The sequence below is a fragment of the Paracidovorax oryzae ATCC 19882 genome (assembly GCF_000687165.1).
Taxonomy (GTDB): domain Bacteria; phylum Pseudomonadota; class Gammaproteobacteria; order Burkholderiales; family Burkholderiaceae_C; genus Paracidovorax; species Paracidovorax oryzae.
Genome location: NZ_JMKU01000002.1, coordinates 38,910 through 64,326 on the forward strand (window position 1 = coordinate 38,910; position 25,417 = coordinate 64,326).

General features: G+C 70.5%; 15 protein-coding genes. 11 read left to right on the forward strand and 4 right to left on the reverse strand.

All coding sequences use genetic code 11. The features are described from left to right. Window positions 1-19: 19 nt before the first annotated feature. Window positions 20-844, reverse strand: coding sequence for a ChaN family lipoprotein (locus tag T336_RS0101995; protein WP_026431300.1), 825 nt, complete (start codon window positions 842-844; stop codon window positions 20-22). Window positions 845-941: 97 nt separating this feature from the next. On the opposite strand from T336_RS0101995, the gene T336_RS0102000 reads away from it, so the two are divergent. From T336_RS0102000 to T336_RS0102050, 11 genes are all read left to right on the forward strand, one after another. Beyond that, window positions 942-2,849 (forward strand): type IV pili methyl-accepting chemotaxis transducer N-terminal domain-containing protein, encoded by a 1,908-nt coding sequence (locus tag T336_RS0102000; RefSeq protein WP_035225157.1) that lies wholly within the window; start codon window positions 942-944, stop codon window positions 2,847-2,849. A gap of 12 nt (window positions 2,850-2,861) precedes the next feature. Next, entirely contained in the window at window positions 2,862-3,623 is a 762-nt protein-coding gene (locus tag T336_RS0102005) for a LuxR C-terminal-related transcriptional regulator (protein ID WP_051647027.1), read from the forward strand. A gap of 147 nt (window positions 3,624-3,770) precedes the next feature. After that, on the forward strand, window positions 3,771-5,120 hold the full coding sequence (locus T336_RS0102010) for an MFS transporter (protein WP_026431303.1): 1,350 nt from the start codon (window positions 3,771-3,773) through the stop codon (window positions 5,118-5,120). A 1-nt stretch (window position 5,121) separates the two neighbouring features. Further along, complete coding sequence (locus T336_RS0102015) at window positions 5,122-6,582, forward strand: NarK family nitrate/nitrite MFS transporter (protein ID WP_035225160.1); 1,461 nt, start codon at window positions 5,122-5,124, stop codon at window positions 6,580-6,582. A 214-nt stretch (window positions 6,583-6,796) separates the two neighbouring features. After that, window positions 6,797-10,624, forward strand: a complete 3,828-nt coding sequence (locus T336_RS0102020; protein WP_026431305.1) for a nitrate reductase subunit alpha — start codon at window positions 6,797-6,799, stop codon at window positions 10,622-10,624. Further along, window positions 10,621-12,144: a nitrate reductase subunit beta gene (gene narH, locus T336_RS0102025; protein WP_026431306.1), complete on the forward strand. Its 1,524-nt coding sequence runs from the start codon at window positions 10,621-10,623 to the stop codon at window positions 12,142-12,144. Before T336_RS0102020 ends, narH begins: the two co-directional genes overlap by 4 nt. A 1-nt stretch (window position 12,145) precedes the next feature. Continuing rightward, window positions 12,146-12,925: a nitrate reductase molybdenum cofactor assembly chaperone gene (gene narJ / locus T336_RS0102030; protein ID WP_026431307.1), complete on the forward strand. Its 780-nt coding sequence runs from the start codon at window positions 12,146-12,148 to the stop codon at window positions 12,923-12,925. Continuing rightward, on the forward strand, window positions 12,922-13,704 hold the full coding sequence (gene narI / locus T336_RS0102035) for a respiratory nitrate reductase subunit gamma (RefSeq protein WP_013593114.1): 783 nt from the start codon (window positions 12,922-12,924) through the stop codon (window positions 13,702-13,704). The genes narJ and narI overlap by 4 nt, the downstream gene beginning before the upstream one ends. Before the next feature lie 24 nt (window positions 13,705-13,728). Beyond that, window positions 13,729-14,640, forward strand: a complete 912-nt coding sequence (locus T336_RS0102040) for a peptidylprolyl isomerase (RefSeq protein ID WP_026431308.1) — start codon at window positions 13,729-13,731, stop codon at window positions 14,638-14,640. A gap of 168 nt (window positions 14,641-14,808) precedes the next feature. Next, the gene (locus tag T336_RS24645) at window positions 14,809-18,444 is read left to right on the forward strand and encodes a ribonucleotide reductase barrel domain-containing protein (protein WP_035225165.1); all 3,636 of its coding nucleotides are present in this window, start codon (window positions 14,809-14,811) and stop codon (window positions 18,442-18,444) included. Window positions 18,445-19,292: 848 nt separating this feature from the next. Continuing rightward, window positions 19,293-21,752, forward strand: coding sequence for a hypothetical protein (locus T336_RS0102050; RefSeq protein ID WP_026431309.1), 2,460 nt, complete (start codon window positions 19,293-19,295; stop codon window positions 21,750-21,752). 39 nt (window positions 21,753-21,791) lie between these two features. Here the strand turns inward: T336_RS0102050 and T336_RS0102055 are convergent, their stop codons facing one another. Genes T336_RS0102055 through T336_RS0102065 form a run of 3 tightly spaced genes read right to left on the reverse strand, consistent with a single transcriptional unit; the run spans window position 21,792 to window position 25,395 of the window. Then, complete coding sequence (locus tag T336_RS0102055) at window positions 21,792-22,181, reverse strand: VOC family protein (RefSeq protein WP_026431310.1); 390 nt, start codon at window positions 22,179-22,181, stop codon at window positions 21,792-21,794. Then, window positions 22,178-23,593, reverse strand: coding sequence for a sigma-54-dependent transcriptional regulator (locus T336_RS0102060; protein WP_026431311.1), 1,416 nt, complete (start codon window positions 23,591-23,593; stop codon window positions 22,178-22,180). Before T336_RS0102060 ends, T336_RS0102055 begins: the two co-directional genes overlap by 4 nt. After that, entirely contained in the window at window positions 23,590-25,395 is a 1,806-nt protein-coding gene (locus tag T336_RS0102065; RefSeq protein ID WP_026431312.1) for a sensor histidine kinase, read from the reverse strand. The genes T336_RS0102060 and T336_RS0102065 overlap by 4 nt, the downstream gene beginning before the upstream one ends. Window positions 25,396-25,417 lie beyond the last annotated feature (22 nt).

The window sequence follows — 25,417 nt, forward strand, 5'->3', positions numbered from 1 at the left end:
CCTGCGGGAAGGGATCGTCTTATCGCCGGAGCGCGGCGCAATGGTCCGTGGGCGGCAGGGGCGCCGTGGGCAGGACCGTGTCGGCGGCGCCTCCGGGCAGCGGATCGGTGGTGGATTCCGTGCGCGCGATGGCGACGCGGGCCTGCACGTCCGCGTCCCAGTGCAGCGGCACGCCGAGGTCGCGGCGGGCGTGGCCCGCGCCCGTGACCAGCAGCACCGTCTGCCCCGTACGTCGCGCGCCGGCCGCCGTCCTCGCCAGGCTGTCGTCGCGCGCGACCTGGATGCGGGCCATACCGGGCAGTTGCGACGCGGGCAGCAGGCCGCAGTGGCCGGCCTCCATCGCCTCGACCTGCCGGCGCAGCACAGGGGCCGGCACGCGGGAATCCCAGGCCGCATCCTGCATGGCCTCGCCCATCCGCGCGCGGGGCAGGTTGCCGCCGAGCACCGGCACGCCGGCACGCACGGCTTCCATCACCACCGGGCCGTAGTGCGTCCAGGGCCAGGCCGCGTCGTTCCATGCGAGCGCTGCGCGCACGGCGGATTCGGTGGCATCGCGCGGCAGGCCGGCCGTGCCGTGGCCGGCCTCGGCCATCTCCACCACCAGCGCCGCCAACTGCCCGCGGCCCGCCAGCGAGGCGACGGCATCGCGCTCCAGCCGCTGGTGATCAGGCGCGTCGTGCTGCTCGCCCAGGAGCAGGATCTCGGTGGGCAGCAGCGCCTGCCAGGGGCCGCCGCCGGCAGGCGGGGAGGGCGGAGCGGGGCTGGCGCACGCAGCGGTTAGGGCCAGCAGGGCCAGGGAGACGGCGCGCACCGCGCAGCGCCGCAAGCGGATGGGCAGATGCATGGCCTGCACCTTACCCCATCGCGGCAGCCGGCCCGGAAGGCTTGCGGCTTGACTTGCATCAAGGGCCGCGACGATACCCGTTCCTACACTGCCAGCCATGCGCAGGCCCCTTACCCTGACCACCCGGCTGCTCGCCATCGGCAGCGGCTTTCTTGCCGTCGCCCTGCTGTCCATTGCCTTCACACTGTGGATCACCTGGAAGCTCGAAGGCGGCGCCGCGGCCGTGAACGAGGCAGGCCGCCTGCGCATGACGATGATGCGCATGGCACTGGCGGGGCGGGCCGAGGCCCCGGAAGCGCTGGCACCGCTGTCCGGCCGGTTCGATGCCAGCCTGGACCTGCTGCGCCAGGGCGACCCCGCCCGGCCCCTGTTCGTGCCCTGGAGCGAGGATACGCGGGCACGCTTCGCACGCATCGTCGAGGACTGGAGCCGGCTGCGCGACGGCCGCGCCGCGCCGGACGTCGCCCGGGCGGATGCCTTCGTGGCGGGCGTGGACGGCTTCGTGGAGGCGATCGAGCGCCAGATGGCGCGGTGGACGGCGGCGCTGCACCTGTTCCAGCTGGCGATGATGGCCGTGGCGATCGCCGCGGCGGTGGCCTTCATGGCCGTGAGCCACTGGCTGGTGCTCGCGCCGGTCGCGCGGCTGCAGCAGGCCCTGGCCCGCATGCGGCAGGGCGACCTGCGCACGCGGCTGCCGGTGGAGTCGCAGGATGAATTCGGCCAGCTCGCCACGGGGTTCAACTTGATGGCGCACGCGCTGCAGTCGTCCCACCAGGACCTGGAGCGCAAGGTGGCCGAGAAGACCTCGCGCCTGGAAGAGCGCAACGCGCGGCTGGCGGCACTTTACGAGGTGAGCGCCCAGGTGTCCGAGGCCGGGAGCCTGGACGCGCTGGCGCGCGGCTTCGTGCGGCGGGTGCGCGAGATCGCGCGGGCGGACGCCGCCGCCATGCGCTGGTCGGACGAGGCCAACGAGCGCTACATGCTGCTGGCCGGCGACGGGCTGCCCGAAAGCCTGGAGCAGGGCGAGCACTGCCTGCCCACCGGCACCTGCCATTGCGGCCAGCCGGAGGGCGCCGCGCGCCTGCGCATCATCCCGATTCTTCCCGGTGCGCCGGACGGCATGCCGCACTGCGGCGAGGCCGGCTACCAGACCCTGGTGCTGGTGCCGGTGCGCACGCAGCAACGCGTGCTGGGCGAGGTGGACCTGTTCTTCCGCTCGGCGACCGAGATCGAGCCCGGCATGCAGGAAATGCTGGAGGCCATGGCGAGCCATCTCGCGACGGCGATGGAGGGGCTGCGCGCCACCGCACTCGATCGCGAAGCCGCCGTGGCGCAGGAGCGCTCTTTCATCGCGCGGGAGCTGCACGACTCCATCGCGCAGTCGCTGGCCTTCCTGAAGATCCAGACGCAGCTGCTGCGCGACGCGGTGGGCCGGGGCGACGATGCGGCGCGCGACCGCAGCATGGGCGAGCTGGACGTGGGCGTGCGCGGCTGCTATGCCGACGTGCGCGAACTGCTGCTGCATTTCCGCACCCGCACCAGCGAGGAAGACATCGAGGGCGCGCTGCGCGCCACGCTGTCCAAGTTCGGGCACCAGACCGGCATCGCGCACGGGCTGTCGATGGCCGGCCACGGGCTGCCGCTCGCGCCCGACGTGCAGGTGCAGGTGCTGCACATGGTGCAGGAGGCGCTGTCCAACGTGCGCAAGCACTCGGGCGCACGCCGCGTGGAGGTGCGCGTGCTGCGCGAACCGCACTGGCGCTTCGAGGTGGAGGACGACGGCCGCGGATTCGACCCGGCCGCCGTGCCGCCCGACTCCGTGCACGTGGGCCTGGGCATCATGCGCGAGCGGGCCGAGCGCGTGGGCGCGCAGGTCTGCATCGAGTCGTCGCCGGGGCTCGGCACGCGGGTGCGCATCGACCTGCCTGCGGCCGGGGCGCCGGACGCGCCCGCCGCCGCGACGGCGAGCTTTTCCATTTCCGATTTCGCGCCGCTGGCGTCCTGAGGGCCACCTCCCATGGCTTGCGACCTCCAGCCGCCTCGCTCCTCATTCCCGGCGCCGGACGCCACGCCCCTGCGGGTGTTCGTGGTGGACGACCACACGCTCTTCCGGCGTGGCCTGATCGCCCTGCTGTCGCAGTATCCGTCGCTGCGCGTGGTGGGGGAGGCCGGCGATGCCGGCGAGGCCCTGCGGCTGGCGCCGCCGCTCGCGCCGCAGGTCTTGCTGCTGGACAACCACCTGCCGGGAGTGCGCGGCATCGAGGCCATCCGCGGCCTGCGCGAGGCCATGCCCGGCGTGCGGGTGCTGATGCTCACGGTGAGCGAGGATGGCGAGGATCTCGCCCAGGCGCTGCGCCAGGGGGCCCAGGGCTACCTGCTCAAGACCATCGAAGGCGACCTGCTGGCCGATGCCATCGGCCGCGCCGTGCGGGGCGAGCCGGTGGTGAGCATGGAGCTGATGGGCAAGCTGGTGGCGGCCTTCCAGGCGCAGGGCGGTCCGCCCGCGGCACCTGTGCGCGCGGTGGATGCCGACATGGAAGCCGCCACCATCGCGTGCGAACCGGAGGCCGCGATCCCCGGCGGCGCATCCCCGCTGTCGCCGCGCGAGGAGGACGTGCTGCGCGAGATCGCGCGCGGCGCGAGCAACAAGGAAATCGCCCGTGCGCTGGACATCGCCGAGACCACGGTGAAGATCCATGTGCAGCATATCCTGCGCAAGCTGGGCTTGAGTTCGCGCGTGCAGGCGGCGGTTTACGCGTCCGACCGGCAGCGCGCATAGTTCTTCCGGAGTAGGCGGAGCCGCGCGCATCCTCCTTCCGCCGTGGCTTCCACCTCCCACCGGAGGATGTGCAGGCGACGCTGTTCGCGGGACGATCGCTTCCAAGCCCTGCGGATCGACCGCGGGGCCATCCCGAGGACGATCGCCATGGCCCATGCAAGTGCCACAGCCCCTGACCGCGCAGGCCGCAGCGCCTCCGCCCCGCTTTCCGCCGCCGCCGCCGCACGGCCGGCCCGCCAGGCCTGGTCCGTGCTCGCCGTGAGCACGCTGGCCTTCACCGTGTGCTTCATGGTGTGGATGATGTTCGGCGTCATCGGCATCCCGATCAGGACGATGCTGGGCCTGAACGCCACCGAGTTCGGCCTGCTCACGGCCATGCCGGTGCTCACGGGCTCGCTCGTGCGCGTGCCGCTCGGCATCTGGACGGACCGCTACGGCGGCCGCATCGTGATGGCCTGCCTGATGGCCGCGACGGTGCCGGCCATCTGGATCATGGGGTATGCCACGCAGTACTGGCACTTCCTCGCGATCGGCCTGTTCGTCGGGCTGGCCGGGGGCTCGTTCTCGGTGGGCACGCCCTACGTGGCGCGCTGGTTCCCCAGGGAGCGCCAGGGCACGGCCATGGGCATCTACGGCGCGGGCAATTCCGGCGCGGCGGTGAACAAGTTCGTGGCGCCGGCCATCCTGGTGGCCTTCGGCTGGGCGGCCGTGCCGCACGCCTATGCGGCCATCATGCTCGGCACTCTGGTGCTGTTCTGGCTGTTCAGCCACAGCGATCCGGCGCACCGCGTGCCCAGCCACGTCACCTTCATGGACCAGCTGCAGGCGCTGAAGGACCCGCGCGTGCTCAAGTACTGCCAGTACTACAGCATCGTGTTCGGCGGCTATGTGGCGCTGTCGCTCTGGATGGTGCAGTACTACGTGGGCGAATACGGCCTGGACATCCGCGTCGCCGCGCTGCTGGCCGCCTGCTTCTCGCTGCCCGGCGGCGTGCTGCGCGCCATCGGCGGCGCGCTCAGCGACAGGTACGGCGCCCACAGCGTGACCTGGTGGGTGCTGTGGGTCTGCTGGGTGTGCCTGTTCCTGCTGTCGTACCCGCAGACCGATTTCACGGTGCTCGCCGCGGACGGCCCGCGCAGCTTCCACATCGGCCTGAACGTGTACGCGTTCACCGGGCTCATGTTCGTGCTGGGCATCGCCATGGCCTTCGGCAAGGCGAGCGTCTTCAAGTACATCAGCGACGACTACCCCGCCAACATCGGCGCCATCAGCGGCATCGTGGGCCTGGCCGGCGGCCTGGGCGGTTTCGTGCTGCCGATCCTGTTCGGCGTGCTGCTGGACTGGACGGGCGTGCGCTCCAGCGCCTTCATGCTGATGTACGGCGTGGTGTGGGTGTCGCTGGCCTGGATGTATTTCACCGAGGTGCGGCATACCGATGTCATGGACGCCGGCCGCGGCGCGGCGGACCATGGAATGCCCAATGCAAGGAGACCGTGACATGCCTGCCATCCCTTCTTCCCCTTCCTCACCCTCCCGCGGCGGTGCCCGGGCCGGGCGCGTGCTGACCCTCTGGACCCCGGAGGACAAGGATTTCTGGGAGCGCGAGGGCGAAGCCATCGCACGCCTGAACCTCTGGATCTCGGTGCCCGCGCTGTTCCTGTCCTTCGCCATCTGGCAGGTCTGGAGCGTCGTCGCCGTGAGCCTGCCTGCGCTGGGCTTCCGCTATTCCACCAACCAGCTCTTCTGGCTGGCTGCGGCGCCGGCGCTGTCGGGTGCCACGCTGCGCATCTTCTATTCGTTCATGGTGCCGATCTTCGGCGGGCGGCGCTGGACGGCCCTGTCCACCGCCTCGCTGCTGCTGCCCGCGCTGGGCATCGGCTACGCGGTGCAGGACAACACCACCGGCTACCCGACGATGCTCGCGCTCGCGCTGCTGTGCGGCCTGGGCGGCGGCAACTTCAGCTCCAGCATGGCCAACATCAGCTTCTTCTTCCCGAAGGAGCGCAAGGGCTCGGCGCTCGGCGTGAATGCCGGTCTGGGCAACCTGGGCGTGTCGGTGGTGCAGTTCCTGAGCCCGCTCGTCATCACGGCCGGTGTCTTCGGCGTGCTGGGCGGCGATGCGCAGACCATGGTGAAGAACGGCCAGGCGCAGCAGGTGTGGGCGCAGAACGCGGCCTTCGTCTGGGTGCCCTGGATCGCGCTCGCATCGCTGGCCGCATGGTTCGGCATGAACGACATCGCCGATGCGCGGGCCTCGTTCGCTGCGCAGGCCGCCATCTTCCGCCGCAAGCACAACTGGATCATGTGCGTGCTGTACCTCGGCACCTTCGGCTCGTTCATCGGTTTTTCCGCGGGCTTCCCGCTGCTCATCAAGAGCCAGTTTCCCGAGGTGAACCCGCTCGCCTACGCATGGCTCGGGCCGCTGGTGGGCGCGCTGATCCGGCCCGTGGGCGGGTGGCTGGCGGACAAGCTGGGCGGCGCGCGCGTCACGCTGTGGAATTTCGCGGTGATGGCGCTGGCCGTGCTGGGCGTGCTGGCCTTCCTGCCCAAGGGCGCGGGTGGCTACGCGCTCGCCTTCGGGCCGGTGCAGGGCAGCTTCGCAGGCTTCTTCGCGATGTTCATGGTGCTGTTCCTGACGACCGGCATCGGCAACGGTTCGACCTTCCGGATGATTCCCGTGATCTTCCTGAACCTGCGCCTGGCCGAAGTGCGCACGGGCAGCGCCGAGGCCCGCGCCCAGGCCACCCGCGAGGGCAACACCGAAGGCGCCGCGGCCCTGGGCTTCGCGGGCGCCCTGGGCGCCTACGGCGGCTTTTTCATCCCCAAGAGCTATGGCAGCTCCATCTCCGCGACGGGCGGACCGGAGCTGGCGCTGTGGGCGTTCGCCGCTTTCTACGCGCTGTGCATCGGCATCACGTGGTGGTACTACGCGCGCCGCCGCGCCGAGATGCCATGTTGATGACCTACCCCCTGTGCGGCTGCGCCGCTTCCCCTTCTCTCACGCTGCGCGTGGGAAGGGGGACCACACCGGTGGCCCGGCAAAGCCGGTTCCACGGTGTGTGCTGGCGCGGCCTGCTCCGCGGCCACCGGATGCGTGATGGCGTGCCAGCTCCCGGCGAAGCGGGCGCGGCGTCAACACGACGGATGACATGACGATTTTCCAAGGAACCACGATGAGCCACTTTCTCGACCGCCTCACGTACTTCAGCCAGCCGCGCGAATCGTTCGCGGGCGGCCATGGCCAGGTCAACGGCGAGGACCGCACCTGGGAGGACGCCTACCGCAACCGCTGGGCGCACGACAAGACCGTGCGCTCCACCCACGGCGTGAACTGCACGGGCTCCTGCTCGTGGAAGATCTACGTCAAGGGCGGCATCGTCACCTGGGAAACGCAGCAGACCGACTACCCGCGCACCCGCTGGGACATGCCCAACCACGAGCCGCGCGGCTGCGCGCGCGGCGCGAGCTACAGCTGGTACCTCTACAGCGCCAACCGCGTGAAGTACCCGATGGTGCGCGGCCGGTTGCTGCAGGCCTGGCGCGCGGCGCGGGCCACGCTGGGGCCGGTGGAGGCCTGGGCCGCGATCGTCGGCGACGAGGCCACGCGCCAGGGCTGGCAGCGCGTGCGCGGCCTGGGCGGCTTCGCGCGCTCGAGCTGGGGCGAGGTGAACGAGATCGTCGCAGCCGCCAACATCCACACCATCCGCCGCCACGGGCCGGACCGCATCATCGGCTTCTCGCCGATTCCCGCGATGTCGATGGTGAGCTACGCGGCCGGCTCGCGCTACCTGAGCCTGATCGGCGGCGTGTGCATGAGCTTCTACGACTGGTACTGCGACCTGCCGCCCTCCAGCCCGCAGGTATGGGGCGAGCAGACCGACGTGCCCGAGTCGGCCGACTGGTACAACGCCGGCTACATCATCGCCTGGGGCTCCAACGTGCCGCAGACGCGCACGCCCGATGCGCACTTCTTCACCGAGGTGCGCTACAAGGGCACGAAGACGGTGGCCGTGACGCCCGACTATTCCGAGGTCGCCAAGCTCGCCGACCTGTGGATGAACCCCAAGCAGGGCACCGACGCCGCCGTGGCGATGGCCATGGGCCACGTGATCCTCAAGGAGTTCTACTTCCCCGAGCAGGGCGAGCGCAGCGCGTATTTCGACGAGTACGTGCGCCGCTACACCGACATGCCCATGCTGGTGACGCTGCGCGAGCAGGCGCTGCCCGACGGCCGCGTGGTGCGCGTGCCCGACCGCTACGTGCGGGCCAGCGATTTCGCGGACCGGCTGGGCCAGGGCAACCATCCCGAGTGGAAGACCGTGGCGCTCGATGCGCATGGCGAGGTCGTGTGCCCGCAGGGCGCGATCGGCTTCCGCTGGGGCCCGGACGGCCGCGCCGACCAGGGCCAGTGGAACCTGGAGGACAAGGACGCGCGCACGGGCGACGCGGTGCGGCTGCGCCTGTCGCTGATGGAAGCCGGCGCGGATGAGGCGCACGGCTGGGAGACGGCGCAGGTCGGATTCCCGTACTTCGGCGGCATCGCCAGCGAGCATTTTCCGGCGAACGTGCAGTCCGACGTGATCGCGCGCACCGTGCCCGTGCGGCGCCTGGCCACCGTGGATGCCGGCGGCACGGCGCGCGAAGTGCTCGTGGCCACCGTGTTCGACCTGCAGGTGGCGCAATACGGCGTGGCGCGCGGCCTGCCCGGCGAGAACGCCGCCGCCGGCTACGACGACGACACGCCCTACACCCCCGCATGGCAGGAGAAGATCACCGGCACGCCGCGCGCGCAGGTGATCGCGGTGGCGCGCCAGTTCGCCGAGAACGCGCACCGCACGCGCGGCCGCTCGATGGTGATCATCGGCGCGGCGATGAACCACTGGTACCACTGCGACATGAACTACCGCGGCATCATCAACATGCTGATGATGTGCGGCTGCATCGGCCAGAGCGGCGGTGGCTGGGCGCACTACGTGGGCCAGGAGAAGCTGCGGCCGCAGACGGGCTGGACGGCCCTGGCCTTCGCGCTGGACTGGGTGCGCCCGCCGCGCCAGCAGAACTCCACCAGCTTCTTCTACGCGCACACCGACCAGTGGCGCTACGAGAAGCTCGGCGTGGAAGAGGTGCTCTCGCCCCTGGCCGACCGCGCGCAGTTCGGCGGCAGCATGATCGACTACAACGTGCGCGCCGAGCGCATGGGCTGGCTGCCCTCCGCGCCGCAATTGCAGACCAACCCGCTGCAGGTGGTGCGTGATGCCGAGGCCGCGGGCCTGGATCCGAAGGCCTACGCCGTGCAGGGCCTGCAGAGCGGGGCGCTCAAGATGAGCTGCACCGACCCGGACCATCCCGACAACTGGCCGCGCAACATGTTCGTGTGGCGCTCCAACATCCTGGGTTCGTCCGGCAAGGGGCACGAATACTTCCTCAAGCACCTGCTGGGCACGCGCAACGGCGTGCAGGGAAAGGACCTGGGCGAGGGCGACGCCAGGCCCTCCGAGGTGGAATGGCATGCGCAGGCGCCGGAGGGCAAGCTGGACCTGCTGGTCACGCTCGACTTCCGCATGAGCACCACCTGCCTCTATTCGGACATCGTGCTGCCCACCGCCACCTGGTACGAGAAGAACGACCTCAACACCAGCGACATGCACCCGTTCATCCACCCGCTCTCCACGGCGGTGGACCCGGCCTGGCAGTCGCGCAGCGACTGGGAGATCTACAAGGGCTTCGCCCGCGCGTTCAGCGAACTCGCGCCCGGCCACCTGGGCGTGGAGCGCGACCTGGTGCTGAGCCCCATCGCGCACGACACACCCGGCGAGCTCGCACAACCCTTCGGCGTGGCCGACTGGACGCGTGGCGAATGCGATCTCATCCCCGGCAAGACCGGCCCGCAGATGAGCGTGGTGGAGCGCGACTACCCCAACCTCTACCGCCGCTTCACCGCGCTCGGGCCCCTGATGGAGAAGGTGGGCAACGGCGGCAAGGGCATCGGCTGGGACACGAAGGACGAGGTGCAGCAGTTGCGCGAGCTCAATGGCACCGTGCCTGGCAACGGCCCCACGCAGGGCATGCCGCGCATCGACTCCGACATCGACGCCTGCGAGGTGATCCTGCAGCTCGCGCCCGAAACCAATGGCCACGTGGCCGTGAAGGCCTGGGACGCGCTCGGCCGGCAGACCGGCCGCGACCATACCCACCTGGCGCTGCATCGCGAGGACGAAAAGATCCGCTTCCGCGACGTGCAGGCGCAGCCGCGAAAGATCATCAGCTCGCCCACCTGGAGCGGGCTGGAGAGCGAGAAGGTGAGCTACAACGCCGGCTACACCAACGTGCACGAGCTGATCCCATGGCGCACCCTCACGGGCCGCCAGCAGTTCTACATCGACCACCCGTGGATGCAGGCGTTCGGCGAGGGCTTCAGCAGCTACCGCCCGCCGGTGGACCTGAAGGCCACGGCCGAGGTGCAGGGCAGGAAGCCCAACGGCAATCCCGAGATCGCGCTCAATTTCATCACGCCGCACCAGAAGTGGGGCATCCACTCGACCTATACCGACAACCTGCTCATGCTCACCCTGAGCCGCGGCGGGCCCTGCGTGTGGATCAGCGAGGACGACGCGAAGCGCGCGCAGATCGAGGACAACGACTGGATCGAGCTGTTCAATGCCAACGGCGCGCTCACCGCCCGCGCGGTGGTGAGCCAGCGCGTGAAGCCGGGCATGGTGATGATGTACCACGCCCAGGAAAAGATCGTGAACACCCCCGGCTCGGAGGTGACCGGCACGCGCGGCGGCATCCACAACTCGGTGACGCGCGTGGTGCTCAAGCCCACCCACATGATCGGCGGCTACGCGCAGCTGAGCTACGGCTTCAACTACTACGGAACGATCGGCACGAACCGCGACGAGTTCATCGTGCTGCGCAAGATGAACCGCGTGGACTGGCTCGACACGCCCGTCGCCGACCCGCTCGTACGCCCCACCCTGGACCAAGGAGAAACCGCATGAGAGTCCGCGCACAGATCGGCATGGTGCTCAACCTGGACAAGTGCATCGGCTGCCACACCTGCTCCGTCACCTGCAAGAACGTCTGGACCAGCCGCCCGGGCATGGAATACGCCTGGTTCAACAACGTCGAGACCAAGCCCGGCATCGGCTACCCGAAGGACTGGGAGAACCAGGACCGCTGGAACGGCGGCTGGGTGCGCCGCGCGGACGGCTCCATCGCGCCGCGCCAGGGTGCGAAGTGGAAGCTCTTGATGAAGATCTTCGCCAACCCCAACCTGCCGGAGATCGACGACTACTACGAACCCTTCACCTACGACTACGCGCACCTGCAGTCTGCGCCCGAGATGAAGGCAGCGCCCACAGCGCGCCCGCGCAGCCTGATCACCGGCAGGCAGATGGACAAGATCGTCTGGGGACCGAACTGGGAGGAGATCCTGGGCGGCGAGTTCTCCAAGCGCAGCCGCGACAGGAACTTCGAGGACGTGCAGAAGGACATGTACGCGCAGTTCGAGAACACCTTCATGATGTACCTGCCGCGCCTGTGCGAGCACTGCCTCAATCCGGCGTGCGTGGCCTCGTGCCCCTCGGGCTCGATCTACAAGCGCGAGGAAGACGGCATCGTCCTCATCGACCAGGACAAGTGCCGCGGCTGGCGCATGTGCGTCTCGGGCTGCCCCTACAAGAAGATCTATTACAACTGGAAGAGCGGCAAGGCCGAGAAGTGCATCTTCTGCTATCCGCGCATCGAGTCGGGCCAGCCCACCGTGTGCTCGGAGACCTGCGTGGGCCGCATCCGCTACCTGGGCGTGCTGCTCTACGACGCCGACCGCATCGCCGAGGCCGCGAGCGTGGAGCGCGACCGCGACCTGTACCGCGCGCAGCTCGACATCTTCCTGGACCCGAACGATCCCGAGGTGATCGCGCAGGCCCGCATCGACGGCATTCCCGACGCATGGATGGAGGCCGCGCGCAGGAGCCCCGTCTACAAGATGGCGGTGGACTGGAAGGTGGCCCTGCCGCTGCACCCCGAGTACCGCACGCTGCCGATGGTCTGGTACGTGCCGCCGCTCTCGCCCATCAGCGCCGCGGCCAACGCGGGGCACGTGGGCGCCAACGGCCTGATCCCGGACGTGGGCCAGCTGCGCATTCCCGTGCAGTACCTCGCCAACCTGCTCACGGCCGGCGACACCGCGCCGGTGGTGCGCGCGCTCGAACGCATGCTCGCCATGCGCGCCTTCCAGCGCGCCAAGCACGTGGAGCAGCGCACCGACCTCGACGTGCTCGCGCAGGTGGGCCTCACGCTGGAGGAGGTGGAGGACATGTACCAGACCATGGCCATCGCCAACTACGAGGACCGCTTCGTCATTCCCACCACGCACCGCGAGTATGCGGAGAACGCCTTCAACGTGCGCGGCGGCTGCGGCTTCAGCTTCGGCAACGGCTGCTCCGACGGCGTGAGCGACGTGAGCCTGTTCGGTGCCGAGAAGAAGCGCACCATCCCCATCCGCGCGGAGGTCTGACATGGGCGCCACCACCGAACTTCGCTCCGCCCAGGCGGCCATCGTTGGCCGACACCCCGGCAGTGCCACGCTGCGCGTTTTGGGCGCGCTGCTCGACTACCCCGGCGCCGGCCTGCGTGCGCACTTGGCGGAACTGCCTGCGCTGCTCGATGCCGATGCCGCGCTGGCCGGACCGCGCCGCGCGCAGATCTCCGGCCTGCTGGAGTTGCTCGGCGCTGGCGATCCGCTCGATGCCGAGACGGCCTACGTGGAACTGTTCGACCGCGGGCGCGCGACCTCGCTGCACCTCTTCGAGCATGTGCACGGCGACTCGCGCGACCGCGGCCCCGCCATGATCGACCTGGGCGAGACCTACGCGCGCGCCGGCCTGCTGCTGCGCGAGGACGAACTGCCCGACTACCTGCCGGCGGTGCTGGAGTTCGTCTCCACCCAGCCGCCGCGCGAGGCTCGGGCCTTTCTCGGAGAGATCGCGCACCTGCTGGCCGCCATCCACGGTGCCCTCGTGCAGCGCGGCAGCGCGCAGGCGGCGCCCTATGCGCAGGCCTACGCGGCCGTGTTCGCCGCGCTGCTGGAACTCGCGGGCCAGTCGGTGCCCGAGGTGCCCGCAGTGCCTGCGAGGGCGGCACCCGAGCCCGGCATCGACGAGAGCTGGACCGAGCCCGCGGCCTTCGACGGCTGCGCGAACCTCGGCCAGGCCCGCACTGGCCGGCCCTCCCAGCCCCAGCCCATCCACATCGTCCGCGCCGGAGGCCCTGGCGCATCCCGAGGAGCGAACCCATGACCGCCGCCCTGCACGATTTCCTGTTCCAGGTGTACCCGTATGTCTGCTTCACCGTGTTCGTGGTGGGCAGCCTGATCCGCTTCGACCAGAACCAGTATTCCTGGAAGAGCGATTCCTCGCAGATGCTGCGCGCCGGCCTGCTGCGCTGGGGCAGCAACCTGTTCCACTTCGGCGTGCTGTTCCTGTTCTTCGGGCACATGGTGGGCCTGCTCACGCCGCACAGCGTGTACGGCCTCTTCATGAGCGCGTCGGCCAAGCAGATGATGGCCGTCTCGGCCGGCGGCGTGGCGGGCGCGATGTGCTTCGCCGGCCTCAGCATGCTGCTGTGGCGGCGGCTGTTCGACCCGCGCATCCGCCACACCAGCCATGCGACCGACATCGCGGTGCTCGTGGTGCTGTGGGTGCAACTGGTGGTGGGACTCGTCACGCTGCCGTATTCGATGCAGCACACCGACGGCAGCGTGATGCTGATCCTGGCCGACTGGGCGCAGCGCATCGTCACGCTGCGGCCGGTGGATGCCACCGCGCTCGCGGTGCTGCCGTGGCCCTACCTGTTCCACATCGTGTTCGGCATGACGATCTTCCTGCTCTTCCCGTTCAGCCGGCTGGTGCACGTGTGGAGCGGCTTCGGCACCGTCGCCTACCTGCTGCGCGCGCCGCAGGTGGTGCGCTCGCGCCGCATGAACGTGCCGCGCGGCCACGACCTGCCGGGCCAGCCCAGCGCCGTGCCGTCGCCCGACGTGGCCCGCGCCATCGACAACCCGCGCGCCACGCGCTAGCGGCTTTTCGCACCGGAGCACGCCATGTCCTGCACCTGCCAAGACTCTCCTGCCTCCACCGGCTGCTGCGGCTCCGGTTCGGGCACCACCACGGATGCCGCCATTGGCACCGCTCCCGGCTTCGATGCGGACCTTCTCGGGCACGGCCCCGGCTCGCCCGCGCCGGCCGTCCCGGTGCCGGTCGCTTCGGTGAACGGCGTCGCACTGCACCGCGCCGACGATGCGCCCGATGCCGACACGCTGCGCCAGCGCGCCTGCACCGAGCTGCTGCGCCAGGCCGCCCAGCGCGCCGGCCTGCTGGCCACGGACGATGCCCCCGCCGACGACGGCACCACCTCCGAAGCTGCGACCCAGGCCATCGAGGCGCTGCTGGAGCAGGCCTTCGCCGTGCCCGATCCGTCGGAGGAGGCCTGCCGCCGCCACTACGAGGCCCACGCCGCGCGCTACCGCGACGGCGAGCGCGTGCACCTGCGGCACATCCTCTATGCCGTGACGCCGGGCGTGGACGTGCAGCGCCTGCGCGAACGCGCCGAGGCCGAGCTGCTGCAATTGCGCTGCGCGAACGACGGTGGAGAATCCTTCGCGCGTGCCGCACGGCAATGGTCCAACTGCCCCACGGGCGCGGAGGGCGGCGACCTGGGCTGGCTGGCGCGCGGCGACTGCGCGCCCGAGCTCGCGCGCGAGGTGTTCGGCGCCAGCGAAGTCGGTGTGCTGCCGCGCCTGGTGCACAGCCGCTTCGGCCTGCACGTGGTGGAAGTGGTGGCGCGCGACGCGGGCCGCCAGCGCGGCTACGGCGAGGTGCGCGAGGCCGTCGCGCTCGCGCTGCGCCAGCAGTCCTGGATGAATGCGCTGCGGCAGTACCTGCAGGTGCTCGCGGGCGAGGCCGCGCTGCAGGGCGTGGACCTGGACGGCGCCGGTACGCCGCTCGTGCAGTAGCGCCCGCCTGCGCTTCCAGTGCCTGGAGGTGCAGGGCCCTGTGCGCCCTGCGTGCCTTGCATTGAGCACGGCGGGCAAGTCCTTTGCGCCGACGTTGACATAGCCCAGTGCGGCGAGCCGGTGCAGGAGTAGAAAGACGGCTTGGCCGTGTTCAGGAAACGGGAACCCATGCAACGCGATCCGATCGACTCCCTCGCGCCCGATGCGGCGCCCCGCCTGCCCGAGCAGCCCATCAGCCTCGACGTGCTGCGCGAAAAATACCTCAAGCCCGGAGAGGCCGATGCCGAGACGCTCTACCGGCGCGTGGCCCGCGCCCTGGCCTCGGTCGAGGCACCCGAGGTGCGCGAGGCGATCGAGGCGCGCTTCCTGGCCAACCTGCGGGCCGGCGCGATCGGGGCAGGGCGCATCATGAGCGCGGCGGGCACCGACATCCAGGCCACGCTCATCAACTGCTTCGTGCAGCCCGTGGGCGACTGCATCCAGGGCATGGACGAGGGCGGCTACCCCGGCATCTACGAAGCGCTGCGCGAAGCTGCCGAGACCATGCGGCGCGGCGGCGGCGTGGGCTACGACTTCTCGCGCATCCGCCCGCGCGGCGCCGAGGTGAAGGGCACGGCCTCGATGGCCTCGGGGCCCTGCAGCTACATCAACGTGTTCGACCAATCCTGCGCCACCGTGGAGAGCGCGGGCGCACGCCGCGGCGCGCAGATGGGCGTGCTGCGCATCGACCACCCGGACGTGCTGGACTTCATCACCGCCAAGCGCACGCCGGGCCGCTGGAACAACTTCAATGTCTCCGTCGGCGTGCCGGATGCCTTCGTGCAGGCCGTGCTGGACGATGCGCCGTGGGAACTGGTGCACCCCGCGCGCCCCGGCGCCGCATTGCGCGAAGAGGGCGCCCGCCAGCGCGCCGATGGCCAATGGGTCTACCGCACGCTGCCCGCGCGCGAGCTGTGGGACACGATCATGCGCTCGGCCTACGACTTCGCCGAGCCGGGCATCCTGTTCCTCGACCGCGTCAACACCGACAACAACCTGGCCTACTGCGAAAGCATCGCGGCCACGAATCCCTGCGTGACCGCAGACACGTGGGTGATGACGGATGCCGGCCCCGCGCAGGTGGCCGACCTCGTCGGCAGACCCTTCAATGCCATCGTGGACGGGCGCGCCTTCCCCACGCTGAGCGCCGGCTTCTTCGCCACCGGCCCCAAGCCCGTGCTGCGGCTGCGCACCCGCCAGGGCCACGCGCTGCGGCTGACGGAAGACCACCCGGTGCGGCGCGTGGCGAAGCAGACCCGCTACGTGCGCGAGGTGGAGTGGATCGCCGCGGGCGCGCTGCAGCCTGGCGACGAAATCGTGCTGAACGACCACCGCGCCCTGCCGGGCTGGAAGGGCGAGGGCACCGAGGCCGAAGGCTACCTGCTGGGCCTGCTGATCGGCGATGGCACCTTGAAGGCCGACAAGGCGGTGATCTCCGTCTGGATTGCGGAAGCGAAGGAAGACGAGCGCCTTGTCGCCAATGGTGCGCCCGTCCCCTCCGCCGGCGCGCACGGCATCGTGAGGGCTGCCGAGGCTGCCGCAGCGACGCTTGCGCACCGGGCGGATTTCCGCGGCTTTCAGCGCACGGTGGCGCGCAGTGGCGGGGCCTGCGCGGAGCGGCGCATGGCCAGCGGCGCCGTGCGTGCGCTGGCGCTGCGCATGGGCATGCGCCCCGGCGCTAAAACCATCACTCCCGCCATGGAGCGCGCGTCGTCCGCCTTCTCCATGGGCCTGCTGCGCGGCCTCTTCGATACCGATGGTTCTGTGCAGGGCCGCCAGGACAAGGGCGTGAGCGTGCGCCTTGCGCAGAGCGATGCGGAACTGCTGCAGGCCGTGCAGCGCATGCTGCTGCGGCTGGGCATCGCCTCCACGCTGTACCCGGACCGGCGCACGGCCGGGTTGCGCCTGCTGCCCGACGGGCGCGGCGGCCGGCAGCCCTACGCCATACGGGCGCAGCACGAGCTCGTCGTGAGCGGCGACAACCTGCGCGTCTTCGCCGAATGCATCGGCTTCGAAGACACGGACAAGGCCGCGCGGCTGGCGGCGGCGCTCTCGGGATACCGGCGCGCCCTGAACCGAGAACCATTTACCGCCACCGTGCAGGACGTGCTGGCGGATGGGCACGAAGACGTGTACGACGTCACCGTCGCCGACTGCCATGCCTTCGACGCCAACGGCCTCTACGTGCACAACTGCGGAGAGCAACCGCTGCCTTCCTACGGCTGCTGCGACCTCGGCCCCATCATCCTGCCGCGCTTCGTGCGCCACCCCTTCGGCTTCGCCGGCGAGCCGGCCTTCGATTTCGAGGCGTTCGCGGCCAGCGTGGCCACGCAGGTGCGCGCGCTCGACAACGTGCTGGAGGTCACCTTCTGGCCGCTGCCGCAGCAGCGCGCCGAGTCCGCGGCCAAGCGGCGCATCGGCGTGGGCTTCACGGGCCTGGGCAATACGCTCGCCATGCTGCGCCTGCGCTACGACACCGATGCGGGCCGCGCCATGGCCACGCGCATCGCCGAGTGCATGCGCGACGCCGCCTACGCCGCCTCGGTGGAACTGGCCAAGGAGAAGGGTGTATTCCCGATGTTCGACGCCGCGGGCTATCTCGCGCCCGGCACCTTCGCGAGCCGCCTGCCCGCCGCACTGCGGGAGGCCATCCGCACCCACGGCATCCGCAACAGCCACCTGCTGTCGATCGCGCCCACCGGCACCGTGAGCCTGGCCTTCGCCGACAACGCCTCCAACGGCATCGAGCCGCCGTTCTCGTGGACGTACACCCGCCGCAAGCGCGAGGCCGACGGCAGCACCAGCGAATACGCGGTGGAGGACCATGCCTGGCGCCTCTACCGCGCGTTGGGCGGCGACGTGAACGCGCTGCCCGGCTACTTCGTGAGCGCGCTGCAGATGCCTGCGGCCGGGCACATCGCGATGATGGAGGCCGTACAGCCTTTCATCGACACGGCCATCTCCAAGACCGTGAACGTGCCGGCCGACTACCCCTACGAGGATTTCAAGAACCTCTACCTGCATGCCTGGCGCGCACGCCTCAAGGGCCTGGCCACCTACCGGCCCAATGCCATCCTCGGGGCCGTGCTGGAGGCGCCGGCTGCCGCGCCGGAGGCCGGCGAAGCATCCGTCCCTGCAGCACCGGTGGTGCCCGCCGCCGTGCCCGCGGACCCGATGCGCTCGGTGATCGAAAGCCGCCCCAAGGGCGCGCTCTCGGCCGTGGCCGAGAAGGTGGAGTACTGGACGCAGGAGGGCCGCAAGACGCTCTACCTGCTCGTCTCCTTCCTGCCCGTGCCCGACGGCCACGGCGGCACGCTGGACCGCGCGATCGAGTTCTTCATGCCGGTGGGGCAGAGCGGCGAATCGCAGCAGTGGATCACCTCCAGCATGCGCCTGCTCTCGCTGGCCGCGCGCGGCGGCTTCCTGGAGCGCGCGCTCAGCGACATGCGCAAGGTCGCCTGGGACCGCGGCCCGGTGCGCCTGGGCACCCACACCCGGGCCGATGGCGCCCGCGTGCCGCTCTGGCACGACTCCGAAGTGGCCGCCATCGCCTACGCCATCCAGAACATCCTGGCCCAGCGCGCCGCCGCGCCCGCCGGGCCCATGCGCCAGCAGGAGCTGCCGCTGGACGCTCCCGCCGTGCCCACCGGCCTGCCGCCGGCGATGGCCGGACGCAAGTGCCCCGAGTGCGGCGCGCACGCCGTGATCCGCAAGGATGGCTGCGACTACTGCACGCAGTGCGGGCACCTGGGCAGCTGCGGATAGGCCGGGACAGGCGATTTCGCTGCAGCGTTCCCGGCTTCGTATCGCGGCCGCCACCCAGGCCGCTGCGGCGCTAAAACCAGTCCATCTGCCGCGCCGCCTCCTGCCTCCCCGGCTGGCTGCATTGCGTTGCGGCGCTGCACCAAGGACTTCCCATGCTACCGAACCACAGACACCTGGGCACTTCCCGCACCGGCCGCACGGCGGATCTTCCGCGTCCGGAATCCCCTGATCGCCACGGCCCCGAGGCGCGGCCTGCCCGGCGGGGGGCGACTCTCCAGGGGGACGGTGCGCTGGCTGGCCTGCGGCCTTCGCAGCGGGCCGGTGACTACCTGGGGGGGTATTCCTCCCCGCCGCGCCAGGCTTCACCGGTATTCGGCAGGGATCCCAGCCCGCCGCGCGCAGGCGCGCACTGGACCGACCTGCCCCCGCAGCCGATATCCCATTGGACCGACCAGTTGCACCAGGTGCTGCCGTCCTTGTCCCTGGACCAGTGGATTGCCGGCCGGGACCACCAGGCGATGGGGCATCCCATGCCGCCGGCAGCCTTCCCTCATCGCGCGACGCATGTGTCCGATCCTTATGGCATGCATGGAACATCCCGTCGCGGAGGGGGCGACCTGCACGACTGGATCGCGAACCGTGACGACCGGGCGATGGGCCGCCCCGCGCGCCCATCCGCCTTCCCGCCGGCGTCCCCCCCCGCGCCACCCGAGGCGTTCTCCTTCAATGCCTGGCGGCCGGAATTGCCGGACCACGCCCCGCACTCCGGTGCCGGGCCTGCGTTGCAAAGGCCGATGTCACCACCGGCGCGGCCCGCCGGACACCACACCGCGCCGGCGCCCCGCCAGATGGCGCCCCTCGACCGCCTGGCCGCCTCTTGCCTCCGGGAAGCCAGGCAGGCCCCTTCGGCCGGGGGCGGGCCCGCCCAGATCGATCTCCGCAAGGCGCTCGGCGCCATGGAGACTCAGCTGCAGGCGGACATGCGCCGCGGCATGCGGAGCGTCCCTCCAGGCTCGGCGCGGCTCGAAGGCGTCGATGTGCGCCTGGCCGATGCGTTCGCCGGTGCCCTGAAGGAACTCGGGGCCCGGGATGGCCGTCTTCCCAGCGAGCCCTTGGTGACGGAGAAGGCGCTGCAACAGGCGTCCCGTGCATTCGCGCGCCAACTGCTCATGGAACAGGCAGCGAACGAGCCCGCGGGCACGGAGTTGAATGAGTCCTATGGGTTCATGTTCAAGGAACCGCCACCTTCGCTCGAAGCGCGCGCTGCCTCCCTGCTCGATGCCGGGCGGGCGGAAAAGCAGGCGAATCCGCGTGCCAGGAATCCGGTCATCGCAGCGTCGGAAAACCTGGCTTCGCAATTGGCGGACGAACTCAAGCATGCCGAGCTGTCGGTTTCCGGAGGGCGAGTGGTGCTCAAAGGTATCGACGATCGCCTCGCCGCGGCGTTCGAGAGCGCACTGCAGCAGATGACGCAATCCGGCTACGGGCTCGCCAACCACCACGAGGCCATGCGGACTGCGCGCGCGCGGGCCGCGGTGCTGGTGGCCGAAAGTCTGATGGGCGACCTCATGCAAGAGAAGCCCGCGGCACCGCAGGCCGCGGCTGGGCACAGGCCGGCCGCGCAAGCCCAGCGGCCCGCGGGTGCGGTGCCGCACCTGCAGGTTCCTCTCGAAGATCTCGCTGCCTCCTTCCTGCAGGACGCCAGGGATGCCCCGCGGACAGGGCGCGGTCCGGTCCGGATCGATTTCGGCAAGGCGTTGCACGACATGGATACCCGGCTGCAGGTGGATCTCAAGCTCGCCATGCTGCAGGCCCCGGCGGGTTCGGTCCGGCTGGAAGGCATCGATGGGCGCCTCGCCGACGCTTTCGGCCAAGCCCTGGAAGAACTCGGAGTCCGTGGAGACCGCCTCCCGGACAATCCGCTATTGACGGAGACCGCGCTGCAGCGGGCATCCGGCAGGATGGCGAACCAGATGCTCGCGGAGCAGGTGGCGCGCGGTCCCAGGGACGCTGAACTGGTCGAATCCCGTGTGTTCCCGCGCCCGCTGCCTTCCCTCTCGGAGCGGGCCTCTGCCCTGCTCGCGGAAGCCCGGTTGGACAATCCCGACATCCCCGGGAGGTCGGTCCAGCCAAGCGCCCTCGACGTGGCGACCGCCGCACTGGCTCAGCAGCTTTCGCGCGATCTGGAGAAAGCCAAGCTGTCGGTATCCCAGGGGCGCATCCAGCTGGAGGGGGTCGACGAGCGTCTTGCAGAAGCCTTCGAAAGCACCCTGAAGGAGGCTGCGGCCGACGGCTACCAGCTCTCCCGGCACGACGGCGCCATGCGGAAAGCGCGCGCGCTGGCAGCGAGGAAAGTGGCGAGCCAGCTGATCCAGGAACAGCGGAAGAAGGAAATGCACGACGCGGGGCGGGCCAGCCCGGCGCAGCCATCCCGGCTTCCAATCGAACAGCTGGCCGCCCACTTCATCGAGGGCGCCAAGATGTACCCGCGGGACGGGAGGGGGCCTGTCTGGCTCGATTATGACAAGGCGAAAGCGTCCATCCGGACCAGGATCCTGTCGGACCTGGAGGAGGGCATGCGGCAATCCCGGCCGGGTTCTGTCCGGCTGCAAGGCGTCGATGCGCGCCTCGCCGATGCGTTCGCCAGCGCCTTGAAAGAGGTGGGCGCCCAGGGCAACCGCCTGGCCAACAACCCCCTGGCGATGGAGAAAGCGCTGCGGCAGGCGTCCGCCAAGGTGACGGAAGACCTCGTCTATAAGCACCTGATGCGCGACTCGCAAAACTACCAGATGGGCCCGGCTTCCTGGACTTCGGCCCCGCGACCACAGCTGCCGCTTGAAACGCGTGCGGCAGTGATGCTTGCCGACCTGCTTGAGAACGATCCGCAGGGCCTGGACTCTCCGAATGCCGGCCCGGCAGCGATGCGCTTGCTGGAAAGGGAATTCATGAAAGACCTGCAGCGCGCCAGGCCGTCGGCTTCCCCGGGCCCGGTTCGGCTGGAAGGCGTCGACGAACGCCTCGCCGAGGCGGCCGAGAGCGCCCTGCGGGAGGTGGCGGCCCAAGGGCACGATCTCTCCAACCACCAGCAAGTCATGCACCAGGGCTATGCGCTGGCCGCGAAACGGCTGGCGGGCCAGCTGGTGCAGGACCGCCTGAACCACGAGGCGTCCGAGGTGCGGCAGCGTGCTGCTGAGCCTGCCCCGCCCCGGATGCCGCAGCGCGCCGCAGAGGCCGTTGCGCCCCAGGCTGGGGAGTTCTCCTTCAACGCATGGCTGCCGCAGGGGCCTGCCGGTACGCGCCGCGCCTAATCTCTCCAGCCTTCGGGCCGGTCCGGCAGCGGCAGCCGCTCACGCTGGTGCCGAGTGGCACACCGCCTCGATGTTGTGCCCGTCCGGGTCGCGCACGAAGGCGCCGTAGTAGTTCGGGTGGTAGTGAGGCCGCAGGCCGGGCGCCCCGTTGTCGGTGCCGCCCGCCGCCAGGGCCGCGGCATGGAAGGCATCCACCGCCGCGCGCGTGGCGGCGCGGAAGGCCACGTGGATGGCCGGCCGGTTGGGGCCGCCGCTGCTGATCCAGAAGTCGGTCTTCGGCGGCTCGCCGAAGCCGGCCATGTCGTGGCTGCCTGTCAATTCCGCGCTCACTTCCATGAGAAGGCGGTAGCCCAGGGGCGCGAGCGCGTGGGTGTAGAACGCCTTGCTTTGCCCGTAGTCGGTGACGGCGATGCCGGTGTGGTCGATCATTTTGGTTCCTCCTTGCCTGTGGTTGAACGCAGCCCGAGCCGGGTCATCTTCTTGATGAGTCCCATGCGCGAGATGCCGAGTCGCCGCGAAGCCTCCGACTGGTTGCCGCCGCTGGCCTGCAGGGCTTCCTGCAGCATGCGGGTTTCCAGCGACTGGATGGCCGCATCGAGCGCACCCGGCGGCGTTCCCGTGTCGTGATCCGCCTGCCCGGCCGCCAGCGGTTCCGGAAGCTCGGCCGTTTCCCCGCTCGCGAAGCGCAGCAGTCCTGCATCGACGCAGGCCGGGCCGGGCGCGATCAGCGCAGCGGCGGACTCGACGACCGCGCGCAGTTGCCGCACATTGCCGGGCCAGGGTGCGGTGGCCAGCCAGGTCTGCGCATCGGGGGTGAAGACGGCGCCTGGCGCGGCGCGGTGCAGGAAGTGGGCGGCGAGCAGGGGCACGTCGGCCTGGCGCTCGGCCAGCGCAGGAAGGCGCAGCACCACTCCCTTGAGCCGGTAGAAAAGGTCTTCGCGGAAGTGGCCTTCGCGCGCCATGGCCTCCAGGTCGCGGTGCGTGGCCGAGACCACGCGCACATCCGCGCGCCGCATTTCGCGGCCGCCCACGGGCAGGAACGTGCCTTCCTGCAGGAATCTGAGCAGCTTCACCTGCATCGGCGGTGGCATTTCGCCCACTTCGTCGAGGAACAGCGTGCCGCCGTGCGCAGTCTCCAGCAATCCCGGCTGGTCGCGGTGGGCTCCCGTGAAGCTGCCCTTGAGGTGGCCGAACAGCTCGCTCTCCAGCAGTTCGGCCGACAGTGCGCCGCAGTGGATCACCGCCAGCGGACCCCCGCTGCGTGCGCTGCACTGGTGCAGTGCCCGTGCCACGAGCTCCTTGCCCGTACCGGTAGGCCCGAGCACCATCACATTCACCGAGGTGCCTGCCACGCGCCGCACGATCGCGCGCAGTTGCTGCGCGGCCTGCGTCTGGCCCACGATGCCCATGTCCTCGCCGGGCGATGCGCCGGCACGCAGCGTGCGCAACTCGGTATCCAGGCGGGCCTTGTGCATGGCGCGTGAAACGACGAACCGGAGCATGTCCGGATCGATGGGCTTGGTGAGGAAATCCCAGGCCCCGTGCTCCGCAGCCTGCAGCGCCAGGGCCCGCTCGCCGTGGCCGCTCACCACCACGACCACGGCATTGGCGAAGCGCGGGATGAGCGCCAGCCCGGCCTGCGGGTCCATGCGGGGCGGCATGGCCAGGTCCAGCAGCACCACATGGGCGGGATCGGCATCGAAGGTGCGCAGCGCCTCGTCGGCATCGCCCGCCACGCTGACGCGGTGCCCCAATTCACGCAGGAAGGAGCTGCCCAGTCGCTGGTAGGAAGGCTCGTCATCCACGAGAAGCACGTGGCCGATGGCAGGGCGGGTGGTCATGCGGAGGCGGGGAAGGTGAGGGTGAAACAGGTGGTCCAGGGCGCGCGTTCGGCGAGTGTGACCGAGCCGCCGTGGGCCGCCATGATGCGCGCCACGATCGCCAGGCCCAGGCCGGTCCCACCGGGGCTGCGGGACGCAAAGGGCTCGAAGATGCGTTCGCGCAGGTCCGGCGGCACCCCGGGGCCGTCGTCGCAGACATGCACCAGCACGCCCGTGGGCGTGCGTTCCGCATCGACATGCACCCGCCGGCCCGAGGCCGCGGTGCGCGCGTTTGCCAGCAGGTTGGTGATGGCCTGGTCCACCCGCGCGAGGTCGGCGACGGCGGGCAGCGGTTGCGCCAGTCCGGGACCATGCTCCACATCCGGCAGGTGTCGCAGCGCATCGCGCAGGCAGGTGCCCAGGTCCATGGGCTCGGGGCGGATCTGCCAGGGGCGTGCGTAGTCGAGCAGGTCGTCCGCCAGGCGGGCGATGCGGGCGATTTGCGCCTGGATTTCCTGCCGGGGCTCGGGCGCGGCGAACGCTGCCGCCATGGCGATGATGTTGAGCGGATTGCGCACGTCGTGCGCGACGCTTGCGGCCAGCGCACCCAGTTCGGCCAGGCGGGCCTGGGTCTGCCGCTCGCGCTCGCGCTGCCCTGCGGCAGCGGCCCGTTCCACCTGCCCCGCAGCGTCGGCCAGCACGCTGCCAAACAATTCTGCGAGGTGCCGCGGCCCGGGAGGCGCCTGCTCGAAGCCGCGCAGGGCCGTTTGCCAACGGCCCAGCTGGTCGCGCGTGCAGACCAGTTCCGGCCCGGGCGGATCGGCGGCTGCCGCAGGATGCGCCTCGACGCGCACCTGCACCGCGAGACCCATGCGGCCGGACAGCAGGGCGGTTGCCTGCTGCGCCAGTTGCGCCAGGGAATCGGCGGAGGACAACCCGTGACGCCACGCCTGCAGATCGTCGGCCGTGGGCGTGCCGCCGGGATAGACGATGCGTTCGGCCAGGCGGCGCACCGGGCCTCCCAGCGAAAGGCAGACGGCGGCGACCACGGCCGCCGTGACCCAGCGCGATTCGAGCGGCAGCAGCAGTGACAGCGGGACGGCCAGCAAGCCCAGGCCGGTCAGCAGCGCCCAGGCCAGCGCCTTGCGCGCCCAGGCGTTGGCCACGAAGACGCGGTAGCGCAGGATTCCGTATACGAGGATCACCGGATAGGCCGGGAAGGCCAGCACCTGCCAGGGATACTGCGCGATGCCCAGCGCGGCGAACCCATAGCCCGAGATGCACATCAGCCCCCAGCCGCACGACAGTGCCACCGCGGCGATCTGGCGGCGATGGGCTGCAGACGTGCTGCGCCAGAACGCACGCGCCAGCAGCAGCAGCCCCCCTGCGGCCAGGCCCGCCCACACGAGGCTGGTGGTCCAGCCTATGCGGTTCGGAACCACCACCCACTGCACGCCCGTGAATGCCGGGAAATGCACGAACGTGCCGGGCGAGCGGTAGAGGGAAATCGCCACCGCTGCCGCCGCCGCCCCATAGGCGGCCGCCAGCAGGCCGCGCGAAGGGCGCCAGCCCGTGAAGAGCGCGCAGAAGTGCAGGAAGGCCGCGGACGTGAGGGGAACGGTGGCCAGCAGTGCCAGCGCCCACGGGGCCGATGCGATGCCGGCCCAGTTCGGCAGTTCATTGCCGACGATCCAGGTACCAACCCCCAGGAGGAACACGGCCAGCAGGCGCGCGCCCTCCACCTGGCGCGCCCAGACGAGAAGCGCCGCCGACAGCGCCAGCGTCTCCATCAGGGCCAGGGCGAGAACGGCATGGATGACCATCGCCGGACTGTAAACGCAGTGG